Below are 16727 nucleotides of genomic sequence, written 5' to 3' on the forward strand. Positions count from 1 at the left end.
CGTCTGTTTGTCGTTATAGTTATTCACGATTACTCTTTGTCCTCTACCGAGACACTGAAGTTAAACTTGGTCAGTTTGTTGGGAGAGATCCGTTGTACTCTTGGGTTTTCGCTGATGACTTTCATGCCTGTCGGCAATGAATCGGTATCAACCTTCACCAAGAAGTTCTTACCTTTTTTATCTAGAACCCACTGATCTGGTACATGGTAGCGACCGTACTGATCCGTCTCTATCACAATACCCTCTACTGTGAGTAGTCTTACACCAGGGATGCCATCCTCATAGATCCCTTTGTTTTCTATGACGATTTCCCATAAGTAGTGATCACCATCTTTGTATAGGTTTCTGGTTACATCAAGATTTTCAGCAGATAACCCCTGTTGCTTATCTCCAACATGGCTCGAACTAATATTGCCCTCTCGATCAAACACTAGGCGCGTTCCAGACTCAGTAATGACGCTAAAGCTGAATCCCTCTTTGGTCTTCGTCTCAAGCTGGAAACTCACCTTGTTGCTCGATGGTAAGGTACGGTTTTTAGACATCCCATATAGCTCGTCTATCTCATAACCAGCCACTAATGCCGAATCAAACTGCGTAGACTGTTTTTTCGATTCGACCGCATGCTCATAGTTATACTTAAATTCGCTAGCCTGATTAGCCTGCACGCCATAGACATTACCCGTATGCTCACCTCTTGTATGACTGCGGTCTTTAAGATGATGCTCTTTGCCATCACGAATCATCACTGTGGTGTTGGCAATATAATCTTTGTCACTGACGTTCGCAGACAACTGTACTTCGAATGCGGTTGCATCAGCTTGGAAACCATCTTTGTTATGATCTTCAAACACTTTACCTATGATAGAAGCCGTGTCGAATACCTTATCTGGCATGACTTCAACCGTCGCGGTGGCTGTGTTTGATTTCTCTTCCAAAGCGCCCGTCACCTGACCTTCAGGTGGCGCCATTGCCACCGCTGAGTTGACGTACTTGCCGAATGTTGCGCCAACAGTCACACGCAGTAGGTAACGAATACGAACTTGCTCCGTGATGGTCTTGTCAGCACCGCCATAGGCCAACATATCACCAACATTAAAGGTAAGCGTGCTCGTGACAGCTGGATCATCCGTGTTGATGACATCATCATTGGTATCAAATTGACCATCAGGACCGCTATTGGTGATCTCTGTGGAACCAGCAACATAAGCGAAGCCTGATGGGTAACGATCCACTAGCTTAACGTTCTTAAATTCTGATTCGTTGTTGTTGATGATGGTCACTTCATACTCAACAACGTCGCCGACCTGCGCATCTGTTTTCAGCGCTTCTTTGGTCACCAGTAACTCACCTTCATTGTCAGCAAACTTCTTGACGTGAATAGTGACATCATCCGATGCAGAAATGCCGGTCGCAGGGTCAGTGACAGTAAAGGTATTGGTGATGTTGTCATCCAAACCTTTGTTCAATTCACCGGTAATCTTAATCACATAGCCATTACCCATGTAAGGCAACAGATCGAGTGAAAGCGCTCCATCGGGAAGCATCAGATCTTTATCGGTAAACTCGCCTTTCTTCTGACCACTCGGCCACTCTTCAATCGTTCCTTTCCAAGTAGTAAATAAGGCATTGCCGTTCGCCCCCACCAGCTTAGTGATTTCATCCACCATTTGTGCACCAGAAATGGTCGCCGATCCTTCATTGCTCACACGAAGAATGTAAGTCAGCTCTGAATCATCATTGGTGTACTCAGCGTTCTCACCTTTATCTGTGGTTTTGTCGATTGCAAAGCTGACAGCTTGAGGAGTGATCATCGCACTGACGGTTTCAACCGACACATTTCGTGTTGACGGCGTTGCAGATTGAGACTCGTCGATCTTATGCGTTGTGTTGATAATTTCACCCATAGCACGAGCATCTGTGGTACCCGTGATCGCGATTTCAACCGTGTCCCCCGGAGCAATATCACCCGAGATATTAATGTCATCATTGGCAGCCAATGTACCCACATTAATGTTGGTTCTAGGGTCGGTGCTTGTCGCAGTGATGTCCCAATCGGTAAAGGCATTAACAACTTCACGATCACCGCTGGTTAAGTCCGGTTTAGTCGGAACTTTCATCCTAGAAATCGCATTTCTCAACACGATATCGTTGGCAAAACCTTTACTGTCGTTAAATAGCGTGATGCGGAATGTCGCAGCTTGACCTGCCTTATAGATTGGGTTGTCCGCTGATTCACTGATCACGACGTTATCTGGTTCAGGGATAAGGCTTGCAACGGCAGTCGAACGCTGTGGGCGACCACTGTTGTTGATTACCATCGATGCTTTGTTATCAATCTGCCCGTTAGCAAACTCATTCACTGTGCCTTTAATCACCAGCTCAAGAGTGTCGTTTGGCGCGAGATTGACGACCGCATCCACCTGTTTGTTGTCTCCGCTAGGATCTGGGGAAATCGTCGTCAGCTCGTTGCCTTTGTTGACTTCAATGTTCCAACTAGAAAACGCAGCTTCTTTTGCCCCATTCACGGTATCCACTACCATTGAATCAAGGAGATCTTTCAGTTGAATGCCAGCCACAAAGGCCTCGTTCTGGTTAGCAACAATGACACGGAAAACAGACTCTTTACCCGGTTCATAAGCCATTTCTGTCTCAGTTCCAGTTTCACCAACGTATTTTTCCAATGTCAGAGATACTGGGCGGTGCTTGATGATCGCCTCTGCATTTAACGTTGGCTGACCAGAAAACTCCACACTTACCTGGTTGATAATATCCGTCGTTGCATAACGGTTGACCGTACCATTTATCGTAAAGGTCACCGTGCTATTCGGTGCAATGTCTGCAATAGTATCGATATCAGGATTGTTGCCGCTAGGCACAGACGTCAGTGATGAAGTGACATCACTCAACTGTGTCTCCACTGTCCATGATTCAAATGCCGTGCCGTTCGAACCATCAACCAAAGTGACCAAGACATCGTTCATGATGTCTTTGATGATCACATCATTGGCGAAACCTTCTCCGCCATTGGTGATGGTTACGACAAACTGTGCACTCTGCCCGGCCTGATAGAATTCTTGGTCTGCGATTTTCGTCACCGATATATCTGCTGGCTTAGGCTTAATCGTGGCACTCGGCTCAAAGTTTTTGCCATCGTACGCCACCTTGGCGGTGTTGACGATATCACCTATCGCTTTGGCATCGACTTCGCCTTGAATCGTAAACGTAATCGTATCATTCGGCGCTAAGTCAATCGTCGCGTTAATATCGCTGTTCCAAGCGTAACTGCGTTTATCCACCGATGTCATTGGATCGTTAGCGGAGGAACTGACTGTCCAGCGACTAAATGCTTGTCGGTCAACGCCATCGGCTGTCGATACCATGACCGCAGAAATCAAATCTTCCAGCACTATGTCATTGGCAAAGGCAGCATCCTTATTGACGATTTTGATTTCAAAGCCGTTAACCGTTCCCGGAGTATAAAGTGGATCGAGCGGCTCTTTTGTGACTTCAATCGTTGGAGTCAGTGGCGTACTGATCGCTTCATCTTCAAGCGTCTTACCATCGTATTCAAGCTGAACGACGTTTCGCACTTCGCCTATGATTTCAGGCTTGAGTTTCCCTTTGATCGTAATCGTCACAATGTCTTGCGGCGCAATATCAATGGTGTTGTCGATATAGTTACCCGATAGTGCTGGCAAACTGGTGTTTCCATTGGAAGAGACGGCGCTAATATCAATCGTTGCTGGGTCAAATACTGATATCGTACTGCCGTAAATCGTTTCCGCACTGATACGATCAACTAAGTCCGTAACCTTCACATCGGTCGCCCATACTCGCTGTGTATTGGTCAACACTAGCGTATAAGTTAGGGTATCTTGCGCCTGATAAACACTCTTATCGACGGTTTTCGACACGGTCACTTCCGCATCCATCGGCAAATACGTTGCCGTATCGTTAGCCCCGTCGACGTCATCAGCGGTGACATTCACTTGGTTAGTAATGGCCCCGATCACATTGCTATTCACTGTGCCTTCAAGATGAAGCTGAATCTGAGAGCCGGGTGCGAGATTGAAATCACCACTAAACCCATCCGGTGCATCAAAAGCCGATTGGTCAATCACAATTGTTTTGCTTGCCGAAGGATCTACGATGGTGATCGAGCTGGTTGCACTATCCCATGAGTTGAACACTCGACCTGGCAATAAACTGTCCACGACATCCGCTCGGATACTTGACGCGATATCTTCAACATGAAGATTTTGCAGATAACCCGCGCCGGTATTCTCAATCACAATATCAAAGCCAATCGAATCACCAGGCGCATAAAGCGCTGGAGATAGTGAAGCTTGTTTCGTGACGGTCAGAGCACCTTGCTGAGGATAGATAAAATGCTGCTGTAAATCGTACTGTTTGCTGTCGATGTATAGCGTGTTACCAAACTTACCAATCGCATCGTCTCTAACTTGACCTACCACTTCGATTTTAAGCACTGTCGGCTCGGTACCGGCCGCACCTAATTTGACGACGGCATCAATATCGCCGCTGGTCTGAATGGTACTCGCATCGTTGTGCGCAGCGCTGATATTCGACACAAACGTTGCGTTAGTCGTCCAAGATTTAAGTGCGGTCTGCATTGAACCATCAGCGGTCAGTACCGTAAATTTCGAAATCTCATCTTGAACACGCACATCTGCATTCGAATCGGCTCGGTTGGCAACGTACATGGTATAACGCACTTCACCACCTGGCGTATAACTTGGAGTATCAGTCGACTTAGCCGCGATAACATCAGCGTCACCTTGGCCAAGTACTATTGAGTTCGAGTCCTGACTGTCAACTTTCGCAATGTTAGTGATGGTACCGGTCGCATCGGCATCGACAATACCTATCAGACCAAACACGACTTTATCGCCTGGCATTAGGTCGAAAGTGGCATCAAGAGGCTTATTGCCTGAGTAGTTACCAGAAATAAAGAAACGATCGCTACTAGGTTGTTCAATGATGGTGGTCGAAAGTCCACTGAATGCTTTGGCACCAGTCGATGTACTAATGGCATTGAGCTTATCGATAATCGCAACGTCATTGGCAATGCCTTCACCACGGTTTTCGACCGTAATGGTGTAACTCACCTGACCACCTGGGTTGTATTCACAACCGCTGCCACTGTTCGATGGGAAGCTACAACTACTGCCATCCGCAGTGGTATTGGTAACCAGTTTTTCGAACACGAGATCAGGAGCCACTGGAGGTATCTCTGGTGTTGCGATTTGGTGATTACCGCCCGTTGCTTGGTTCGCGTCAATGGTACCCAGTGCGTCTGGTCTGATAGTGCCCTTGATCAAGAACTGAATCTCTTCTTTCGGTGCAATATCTGCGACGATGTCGAGATCACCTGTTTTGTCGTACGGAGGTAGATAGGTATCGATGTCACCATCTAAACCTGTAGAAATCGTATGCGTGATTTCAGTGTCCAACAATGCTTGGGTAACATTGCCACCGAGCACTTCTACGGTAATGTTCGACAATAGGTCACGCAGTACGGCATTGTCACGCCACACTGGCGTCGTATTGGTGACAGTAAACTGATAAATGACTTCTTCGCCCGGTTTATATGTATCGCCGTTCGAATAGGGTCTACCACCAATCGATACAATCTCTTTGCTGACATCTAGATTCGATGTTTCTGGATTGATTTGCGACTTACCAAACCCAGCACCATTGTATTTAGGCTGAATGGTCACCGCAGTCACTGCATCATCGCGGATCTGGGATTCCATCTTAATATCAATCCAACCATTGGCGGCAATCGACAACTTAGGAATATCAATATCCACATCGGTGCCACCTACGAATGAACCAATATCGGTCGTCACTTCATCAGATTTTGCAACCGAGACAAGCCAAGTAGCTGGTTGGTAAACCACGCCCTGCTGGTTGTCTGGTTGACCTGCGGCAATTTGAGCGAGCTTTGATTTCAGCTTGCTAAACTCTTCACTCAGATTCGCGTTGTACTCAGTACCCTTACCTTTGTTTTCAAGACGCAGACGGTAAACCACTTTCTGCCCATCAACAGTATGGTTGTAGGTTCCCTTTTGCGTTGCATAACTAGCATCCGTGTAGGATTTATGCAGTTTTTGAACATTGGCTGGCAGCATATCTACCCTCTCTGACGGGAGATTATGCTTACCATCAACCTTAGCAGTATTTTGGATGGATCCGACCGCTTTATCCGACACATGCGCCTTAATCGTGTACTTAACGAAGGTGCCTGAAGGGTCAAAACTGCTCGCAGCGAGGTCAAACACCGTATCTATATTGATGTTGTTGGCGACAGAACCCGCGTTTGACAGCGATGAACCATCAACGTCGGTATTGATCGTCCAACTCGTAAATGCTGGACCTGTTGTGCCATCGAAATATTCGGTTGAGATTCCCTGAATATCATCAAAGATGGCAATGTCTTGTAAGTGAACATTGTTTTTGTTTTTGAGCAGGATCTGATACTCGATGTAACCACCAGGTGTGTATCCACCCGAGAGCTCGGTGCTACCGTCAACATCGTATATTTTGGTCACATGCTTCTCAAAGTCATATTTCTCAGTGTCGGCTTTCGACTCAGCACTCACTGTGTCACCGTCGACCTTGAGCAAGTTGACAATATTACCTACCGCATTGGTATTAACTTTAGCACGAACAACATACTCAACCGTTTCACCGGCCGGAATTGAAGCATGCGTATTTATATCTTGGTTATTTGCAATGGTTTTATCGAGATCAACTTCAGCATGCGGATTGCCACCAACAACCTTAGGTTCTATCGTCCAACCTTCTGGAAAGGCAACGCCTTCGCTACCATCAAGCAAACTCACTTTGATAGTCGAAAGTGTGTCGACAACTGGAATATTGTATGCTCCGCCCTTACCATCATTTTTGATCGTAAGATGGTAAGTCAGCTCAGCACCTGGTTGATAGTTTTTCTGCTCGACTGTTTTAGTAAACGCTAGATGGTAGTCGTACGGTTCAACCGTAATTCCACCAATAGTGATATCCCCAACGGCATCGTCACGTACTACGCCTTCGACGGTATAAAGAACATAATCTCCACCTGCAACGTCTATGGTTGTCGTGATGTTTTCATTGTCCTTAACTACACCATCTAGGGTGCCGTCCGTTGTGCCATCGCCACCATCGCTGTCTTCTTTTTCAACCGCGACAGAGAAGTTGTCATTAAACGGGTTAGCATTCGTTCCATCTAAAAGCAGAACGCTTACTCCCTTAATGTTTTCAGCCACACGGTGGTTATTGAAATAACCACGGTCAGAACTGACTTTTACTTTATAAGTCAGCGTATCACCTGGTGCATAAAACGCACTCTTCTTACCATTGACCAATAGTTCACGAGTCGTTGTGCCACCACTGTCCACTCGTTCCATTTCATGGTGCGACACATGCGACACCTCCGAGACTTGTTTGTAATCACGGAAGATATAGGCGTTGTTGGCGATGATAGGCTCTAATATCCCTACTGAATTACGAGAACCAACCACGTTGTCTTTGACTCGAGCTTTGATCTTAACAGTGCGCGTCTCGCCGGCTGCTAGAGAAAACGAACTGCTAACACTGCCTGGCGGATAGACAAGATCTTCTGTAGTTTGACCTTGCCAACCGGCACCGTCACCGTAATCAAACTCCCAGTATTCAAATGGAGATTGGTCTTCATACTCTTCAAACTGATTGTTTTTTTTGTTGGCAAGTACCGACTTAATTTCCTTAATTGGATCAACAAGTTTCAGGTTGTCTGCCGTATTATCACTGTTGTTCTGTAAATAGATAAAGTAGGTCACATCCTGTCCCGGCGTGAAGCGAGTCACGTCGGCAGTTTTTAGGATAGACACGTTCAGTTTTGCGTCGCCACTGTCACCAATTTCGGCGGTCGCGGATTGGTCAAGATTATTGACTGGGTCGTGGATCTCTACCGTGTTAGAAATTTCATCTTTGCTGTAGTCATTTTTGACTAAACCGCGAATTTTATAGGTAACAAAACCCATCCCCTGAACCGTTTGAGGGTCAATATCAATACGGGTATCTATGTTACCGTTGTTGGGGTAGTTCGACTTAACATCAGGATAACTACCTGTTTTAAAAGGAGAGTTATTCTTATCTGTGATGGCTTGTATTGTCCATTCCGAAAACGCATTCATACCCGCGATATCATCAGTGACTCGCACTTCATTCGCGTAACCTGCACCACGGTTATAAACCGTGACATCAAACTCTACCCACTGCCCCGGAACAAACTCATTCTCTTTGGTGGTTTTTACTACGACAACATTGGGCGCTTTTGGATAAACCACAGCAGCATCTTGCATCCCTGACTGAGAGTCTGAATCTGGAGTTTCAACTACGGCACTGTTGTCTATCCGCTTATAGATAATTTCATCACCATTGCTGCGATCAATCTGAGCAGTAATGGTGTAAACAACCTCAACGTTTGGCGCAATCTGGGCGACGGTATCAAGATCTTTGTTATCTTCAAAAGTCCCGACCTTGGTGAAAGTACTATTGCCGTTTAGCAGTGGATCATCCGAAATAATCTCTGCACTGATCGTCCAAGAAGAGAAGACTTTTTTCGAAATGTTGTCTGGTTCAAGTAGGCCAGCCTCAATCGTCGAAATGCTATCTTTGACTTTTACATTAGTGGCATAACCATTCCCTTTCGCATTGATAACACGCAGACGATAGGTGATCTGGTTTTCCATTTTGGAATAGCTGGTTTGATCGGTATGGAAGTTCGCATCGTTGTTTGTTTTTACTTCTTTGATCAGATTAATATTGAAATCTCGCGGATCCGAACCTCGGTCAGCATAGACGGAATCATCCACTGTCACGCTGTTTTCAATATGACCATTCGCCAATGGATTGGTCTTAGCTTCAATGGTGTAGATGATGTAACCGCGCGGCTCAATCGTTGCTTTTACATCCAGAATGTCAGGACTGCTCACACTACCACTGATGCCTGTGTCTGATGCCGTTGATGGTGAACCGTTTTCTTTATACGCTTGTGCGGTAATAGTCCAACTATCGAATGCAGTAATCGTATTGCCAAAGATGTCGACAGTTTCTAGCTTATCGATAGCATCCATAACATGCACTTGGTCTGCAAAACCATCGCCGTCATTATCAACACGAATAGTGTAAGTTAGCGTATCACCTGAAGAGTAGTAACGTGAATCAACATCTTTACTCGCTCGAAGGTTATCCTCAGGCATCTGCACACCCGAACCTTCTTCTATCACGTTATCACTACACGCAGGGTTGTCATCGAGAATCAGACCCACGCTCGAATCGTTGACTTCAGCAGTAAGCTTGTAAGTCACGAACTTACCAGGTGCAATATCTGGTGACACTGTCACTGGAGAGCTGGTCCACGAGCCATAGCTATATTGGCCATGATCGGTACCTTGATTATCTTCTGCGCTGATAGGTTCCAGCTTCCAACGTTTGAAAGCCTGCCCCTGACCTGCACCAGCAGCCATATCTGTGGTAACACAAGTTAAGTCATCGACGATTTGCAGATCGTTAGCGAAATATTTTGACGAAGAGTTGGAAACTTTAATCTCATATTCAACGGTATTGCCCGGGATATACTCAGACTCTTTGGTCGTTTTAACGATCTTAATTTCAGAGTCAGAAACATTGAGCGTTCGCTCTGCAGCAAATATATTGCTGATTTGCGCGTCTTGCTCAAGAGCACCATCAGCGTTGAATATCGCCGCATTAGCCCCTTTTATCTCACCGATCGCGACGGGAGAAATACTCGCTTTAAGCTGATAAGTGATGCTTTCATTTGGGTAAATAGAAACTTGGTCATCAAAATCTACATCTGATTGAGAGCCGAGGTCTTTATACTTGGAAAGAGAATTGCCACCAATATCGGTCACCTCAACACTCCACTGAGCGAATGGATTACCAGATAAGTCGCTGCTATTGTGCTCAGGTTGTAAGTTGTTACCTAAACCTAAGTCAGTGATCAGTTGTTTGATATTGTGTTTAACATGATAGCCGTAAGCAATGCCTTGACCGCGGTTGCTAACTTTAATAGTAAAGACACGCTCTGAACTAACCAGATATGGCGATGCATTATTGAGTGTATGTTCAATACTAACGATGGGCTGAGCTGGAGGGGTGATTTGCTCATCACTTTCAATATTGCCTTCTTTGGTATGCGCTGTTGCTGAAGTGACAATGTCTCCAACAAGATCGTTAGCTACCGTCGTTGTAACGGTATAGGTCAGCTTGCCTCCTACCACAATCTTTGCGTCTGTAACCGCCAGATCACCGCTCGTAGCAAAAGTACCAAGTTCACTGCCACTACCGGTTGTTTTACCACTAATGGTGACATTACTAAACGGAGATGAAGTTGCTCCGTTGCTATGCTCGACAGCCAGTGATTCGAACGCTTGATTGATATCAAGACCTTGAACTCGATAACTGCCTGTGTTGGTCACCGTGAGGGTATAAGTCAGTGAATCACCGACGAGGTACTCATCTTTATCTGCCGAGAGAGCCAGTTCATATTGGTAAGGAACTGGGTTAAAAACACTCGCCACACTCGGTACAAACACTTCTGCGCTACCATCGCCATCAACGTCTGCTCTAACCGTGGTTTTGCCAAGTTCTATTTTACCAATCGCATCATCACTCACTTTGGCTTGGATGAGATAATCGTTGCTACCGAATGGGAATAACTTTGCATCAGATACCGACAGATTCGAATCACTGCTGGTAAACGAACCAGGGTTTGACCCCCAACTATTTGAAGCCGTAATTGTGACTGAACTAAACGCTTTACCACGGCCAGACTCGGTGTCGGTCTGTGTATCCCAGACAAGGTCTTCCACTTCTACGTCACGGAATGTTTTCGCAGTAGTATTTTTTACGGTGACATGATAATCAATCAACTGACCATTTTCGTATGCCGAACTTGCAGGTGTAACAACAACTTCTATATCTGCCGCAAAGGCTTGTATAGAAAACATTGCAAATAACACTGTGATTAAAGAATACAGTTTTGAAGGAATCTGGTTTAGCAAAACGGTTTCATCCCATTGTCTAATTACTACTATCGCGATTGTTTTATTTTTTTGATTAGCAGCGGTTGAGCAAGCTACGCATTATTGTTTTGAACGGTCATCGGTTGTCACTGCTCTGTCAAAAAGCATCTATTGAGTGTAAAAAATATCAAATACTCAAATTTGAGATACCTTTAAAGCCTATTATTCAGAAATATCCTACATAATAGTTATCTATATCTTGCCGACGTAATAAACTGGTCAAAGCTTTCACACCAGATAATAACGGTGTTGTATTTAGCCGCATCAAACCCTGTTGGAAGAGTGACAGTAAAGCGATCGAAACTTTTGACATCACCAACCTGAACCATCTGTTCTTTTTGCGCTAAAAAATCTGCTTCGGTTTCAATAAAGGTTGGCGAAAAATATAACTTGTAGTCGGGCCCAGGAGCCAAACCGCCAACAAAGGCAACTTCATCTTGGCTGATGGAAAGTGAACCTTCTCCCCAATGTAAAAAATCACTATCTTTGCGATCTTTTTGAAAACTCGCAGTATAAATAGCCTGCGTGGTGATACTTTGCACCTGCTGCATCGTAGGAGATGGAGGTTGAGTGAGAATGGGCAACGCATAAATTCCTAATGCAAAGCCCAATGCGATACACGTCGTGTGTGTTAGCAGCAGCAATATCCTTTTCATCCTGACACTCACTTGAAAAATTACTGCTATAAATGTATATGATTTTTAATAAAATATCATTGTTGAATTAGATACTTATTGATAATTAAGAGCTGTTTTCTCTGCCAATGTCACAATAACTTTTACCGCTTGCTCCATTCCCTCTATCGAAACGAACTCATGGATGCCATGAAAGTTGTAACCACCGGTGAAAATGTTAGGGCATGGCAGGCCCATAAATGATAATCGCGCACCATCCGTACCACCACGAATTGGCTTAATCTGGGGCTGAACATCGCACGCAATCATCGCTTGTTTCGCTAACTCTATGATATGCGGATACGGCTCCACTTGCTCTTTCATGTTGAAGTAGCTATCGGTTAACTGCAATTCAACTGAACCGTGCGTTAATTGGCTGTTCAACTCGGCAACTTTTTCAATCATAAATTGTTTACGAGCCGCTTGCCCTTCACGGTCAAAGTCTCGGATGATGTAGCCCAGCTCGCTACGCGCAACCGACATACTCGCGGACTTCAGATGGTAGAAACCCTGATAGCCATCAGTGCACTCAGGAGTCTCGTCACTTGGCATCATCATTTGGAACTGAGCAGCAATGTTCATTGAGTTGACCATCTTGTCTTTTGCTGTTCCAGGATGAACATTGACACCATGGCAAATAACATCAGCACTGGTCGCATTGAAGTTCTCAAATTCCAGCTCACCGACCGGACCACCATCAATGGTGTAAGCCCATTCGGCCCCGAACCTTGCCACATCAAACTTGTCAGCACCTCGGCCGATCTCTTCGTCCGGCGTAAAGCCAATACAGATCTCACCGTGAGGGATTTCGGGATGGGCGATAAGCTCCGCCATAGCAGAAATAATTTCCGCAATGCCTGCTTTATTGTCTGCCCCAAGTAACGTTGTCCCATCTGTGGTAATCAAGTTATGCCCATGTAATTGATGCAAATCGGGATATTGAATTGGAGAGAGTATTTGGTCACCTTTGCCTAACGCAATATCACCACCCTGATAATCTTCTACAATCTGCGCTTTTACATTCTCACCTGAAGCATCAGGTGCAGTATCCATATGCGCGATAAAGCCAATCGCTGGAACAGGATAATCTACGTTACTTGGTAGCTTAGCCATTACATACCCATTGGAATCGAGAGAAACATTACTTAAGCCAAGTTCAATCAATTCCTGTTTAAGAAATTGAGCAAAGGTCATTTGTCCTTCGCTGCTTGGACAGGCAAGATGGTTCGGATTTGATTGAGTATTAAAAGTCACATAGCGCAGAAAACGTTGTACCAATTCATTCATAAATACATTCTCTTATAATTTAAGCCTTACTCATAACGAGCTCTCATCGTACGCCTTCTTAGCTACAAGGCTTTGCTATAAATCATTTTTTTCGCAATAACTAGCGAATACAAAAAAGCCCGAAGAGCATAGCTATTCGGGCTTAAAAATATTCAAGTTGCAGGATTAAAGCAGAATAAAGATACCTGCTAAACATGCACTCATCAGGTTAGCTAATGTGCCAGCAAGCACAGCCTTAATGCCTAAATTGGCTACTTCCGCGCGTCTCTCTGGCGCAATAACACCGATTGATCCCAGCTGGATTGCAATAGAACCAATGTTAGCAAAACCACAAAGTGCAAAAGTAATGATGACTTGGCTATGCTCTGAAAGCAGAGCTTTATGTTCAACAAAATCAATGAACGCAACAAATTCATTCATTACGATCTTCTGACCAATGTATGAGCCAGCCATCAACACTTCATTGGAAGGAACACCTATAACCCATGCGAGTGGCGAGAACAAATATCCAAACAGTGCTTGGAGCGTAATGCCACTAAAGCCAACCAACTCACCTAGACTTTCAAGACCCGTGTTCACCATCGCAATCACACTGACAAAAGCTATCAGCATAGTACCCACCGCAACAGCCACCTTCATGCCATTCATCGCACCACTTGCTAGTGCATCAATCACATTACTCTCTTGCGCTTGATCCATTTCAATATTTGATTGGTCGATAGGAGTATCACGTTCAGGCACAATGATTTTTGCCATCATCAAACTACCTGGTGCAGCCATAAAACTCGCGGCAATCAGATATTTTAACTCCACTCCCAGACCTGCATAGCCACCGAGCACACTCCCTGCTACAGACGCCATGCCACCAGCCATAACCGCAAACAGCTCAGAACGAGTCATTCGAGAAAGAAAAGGACGAACTAGAAGAGGAGACTCACCTTGAGAAAGAAAAATGTTACCCGTTGCCACCAAAGATTCTGCTTTACTGGTGCCAAGGAATTTTTGAATACCGCCACCGATGAACTCGATAACTTTTTGCATAATGCCGAGATAATAAAGTGCAGAAATAAGAGCACTGAAGAAGATGATGATAGGAAGAACGCGAACAGCAAAAATGAACCCAGTGTTGGCTAGATCACCAAATAGGAAGGCTATCCCTTGGTCTGCAAACCCCAATAAGCTCGATACGCCGCTACTTAAACTTGTTAATGCTGCCTGTCCCCAAGGGAAGTAAAGCACTAACGCTGCGAAAGCAACTTGAAGTAACAGAGCACGGGACACTGTTTTCCAGTTAATTGATTGGCGACTTTCCGACAGTAATACTGCACACAAAAGCAGGGTAATGACACCGATTAAGCCAAATAAAACATTCATTAAAAATTACCTCTACAAGCATTGAATTGGTAGCTGGTCCTGTCCTTGGGGTCATTCACCATTCCCTGTGACGGCTTGTATTGGTAGAGCTGTTATTCTCAACCGGGCGGAAAGTATAGCGCCACGAATGAGAGTTTCATCACATATTTTTACGCAAACGTTCAAGTGTTCAATGTATGACCACTTTGCATATTTGGGACACCTATTGGTCGCGGTTAACTTCGTTTTTACCCTTGTCAACATACGCACTTAAACACCCATAAAATTGGAACCAAACTCTCAATTTCACTATCAGGGCATCACAATTATTGGCCAAAAACTGGCGTTATGTCATTTGGCACCTAGTGTTAAGTAACAAAGCTTAACGTACCTTTGGTATGACAATTAAGTTCACTACAACGTCATAGGCGAACCTAGCTAACACAACTAAGACTTTCCCCCGCTCATGCGGGGATTTTTTTGGCTCGTAAGGAAGGATCGTATGGCATTTTTCCTCCCAACCGCTAGAATACCCGCCCTACTTTGATGTCTGAGAGCCTATATGCAACGCGATTACACTTACAGCAGTCTCACTCAAACTTCTCGTGAAGAGCTTGAAGAATTGAGCTTGAAAATGATTCATCGTCTTATTCCTGAAGAATCAATGACAGAACTGTTTACGTTTGAGCAAGATGAGGCCGAAGATCAGGATAAGCTTCAAGAAGCTCAGTTTGACGCAATGCTCAGAATGAACGCTATCGCACTGAGCCAACTGCCAGCATTGTTTGAAGAATCGGACAATAAGCAGCAAAACATCATTCGAATGCAGCGACTACTGCTGTGGCATTTTTACACAGTATCGTTTCATCTAGAGCGAGCGATTCCACTTGAGACTCACTGTAACCACGTTGAGATAATCCTCAATGAGAGCCCTCAAAACGCACTCGAATGGGTAACGACACTCACTGACTTACTGCGTCAATACGCTCAGATTGCACAATCAAAATGACGATACTAGAAAGGATGATCTGCGAGTTGCTGACTGTCTTCTAGCATCTGTTGTGCAACATACTGGTGTGTCGCTGTTGTCGGATGGGTTACGTCCCAAAACACAAACTTATCCGAACCTTGATAAGCACACTCAGAGCGCAAAGGATGGTTGTACAAATAGTCGACGGATGAAGAACGATTAATATCGAGACACGCTTCACTTGCGTTAACAAATCCATGCGCTTGAGGATCGGCAACCAAGCTCTCAAACAAAGCATGAGTATCATGCAGAGTAATGGTGTCCCCCTGTGCAGTGTAGTACGCCACTTGTGCTTTTATGAATCGATTCATCTCCACAATCTTCGCGCGAATTTTGTCAATGTCTTCTTGGGTAGAATAGCGAAACTGAGGCGCACGTGTTGCGTCTGGTAACGTCATTAACAAGAGGTGCTTCGCCCCAGCGTCGGTAAGTCGAATCAGTGCCTCTGCATAATCAGATTTAACCTCTGCGACACTTCGGTTGTAATTCATGAAGTCATTCAATCCAAACTCCAAGGTAAATAGCGTATTTTCAGGTCGGTAGTTTTTCGCTAACTTCGCGTAGGTTAAATAGGATGTGACCTGATCCCCGACGCCCGTTAACGCAATGTATTGGTTCTCGCCTGCAGCCCCACCGACCGCCCAGTTGTAAAGAGGTAGATTCTTCGCTTTAGCAATGTATTCCGTCCAAACAAACCCGTTTGAAAAATGCCCCAAGAACCAACTGTTCGGGTTAGGGAAGCGCCACTGCGAGGCATTAAAAATATTGCCGGTATCCGATAAGCTATCGCCAAACGCAATCATCTTGTTGATTTGCTGCGGCTGAACAACAGGGTCATTGCTCCAGATCGAATGGTTATATGAGAAACGATTGTCGGCCGCATAGTAAGTAATATCGGCATTGTCATTCGCTAGATCCAATGTTTGTTCGCAACGTTGTTTAATGATGCTGTGGGGAGTGTCGGTATAAAACACCCAATGTCTTACAGCTCTTTTTGAGATAGTGATGAAATAACACCGCTATATCGTCTGGACGCTGTCGCAAAGCTGGCATTTCTATCCCCCCCCCCTGATTGAGCACATAATAGAGCTCGGGAATTAACCGCTGTTTAGCGATGAGTGTTTCTGGATCGCAGCCTAAAACAGCGATCACACGTAACGGCCTACCCTTGCGGTAGGTCTTTTTTTTATGCAAGTAAATTACCACCTTCTAAAGAAGGTGGCTTTGTGTGAGCCCCCTAAAAGGGGGCCTTTGTTTAGTCCAGCGCTA

General features: G+C 45.1%; 5 protein-coding genes and 2 pseudogenes. 1 reads left to right on the forward strand and 6 read right to left on the reverse strand.

Annotated elements, in window-relative coordinates; all coding sequences use genetic code 11:
• Nucleotides 1–29 precede the first annotated feature (29 nt).
• The 4 genes from ACQEXR_RS10850 to ACQEXR_RS10865 all read right to left on the reverse strand — a co-directional run bounded on the left by ACQEXR_RS10850 (nucleotide 30) and on the right by ACQEXR_RS10865 (nucleotide 14449).
• Nucleotides 30–11039 (reverse strand): DUF11 domain-containing protein, encoded by an 11010-nt coding sequence (locus ACQEXR_RS10850; protein ID WP_427020334.1) that lies wholly within the window; start codon nucleotides 11037–11039, stop codon nucleotides 30–32.
• Between the two features lie 263 nt (nucleotides 11040–11302).
• Nucleotides 11303–11770: a DM13 domain-containing protein gene (locus ACQEXR_RS10855; protein WP_331417102.1), complete on the reverse strand. Its 468-nt coding sequence runs from the start codon at nucleotides 11768–11770 to the stop codon at nucleotides 11303–11305.
• Nucleotides 11771–11845: 75 nt separating this feature from the next.
• The gene (pepT, locus tag ACQEXR_RS10860; protein ID WP_138972608.1) at nucleotides 11846–13075 is read right to left on the reverse strand and encodes a peptidase T; all 1230 of its coding nucleotides are present in this window, start codon (nucleotides 13073–13075) and stop codon (nucleotides 11846–11848) included.
• Nucleotides 13076–13240: 165 nt separating this feature from the next.
• Nucleotides 13241–14449, reverse strand: a complete 1209-nt coding sequence (locus tag ACQEXR_RS10865) for a NupC/NupG family nucleoside CNT transporter (RefSeq protein WP_427020335.1) — start codon at nucleotides 14447–14449, stop codon at nucleotides 13241–13243.
• 541 nt (nucleotides 14450–14990) lie between these two features.
• Here ACQEXR_RS10865 and ACQEXR_RS10870 point away from each other — a divergent pair.
• Complete coding sequence (locus ACQEXR_RS10870; RefSeq protein ID WP_427020336.1) at nucleotides 14991–15437, forward strand: exoribonuclease R; 447 nt, start codon at nucleotides 14991–14993, stop codon at nucleotides 15435–15437.
• A gap of 5 nt (nucleotides 15438–15442) precedes the next feature.
• Here the strand turns inward: ACQEXR_RS10870 and ACQEXR_RS10875 are convergent.
• A pseudogene (locus tag ACQEXR_RS10875) lies at nucleotides 15443–16432 on the reverse strand (SGNH/GDSL hydrolase family protein); the annotation flags it as partial.
• Nucleotides 16431–16631, reverse strand: a pseudogene (locus tag ACQEXR_RS10880) (sigma-54-dependent transcriptional regulator); the annotation flags it as partial. The pseudogenes ACQEXR_RS10880 and ACQEXR_RS10875, both read right to left, overlap by 2 nt.
• Nucleotides 16632–16727 lie beyond the last annotated feature (96 nt).

It is taken from the genome of Vibrio sp. TRT 2004 (assembly GCF_050113735.1).
In the GTDB taxonomy this organism is placed as follows: Bacteria; Pseudomonadota; Gammaproteobacteria; order Enterobacterales; family Vibrionaceae; genus Vibrio.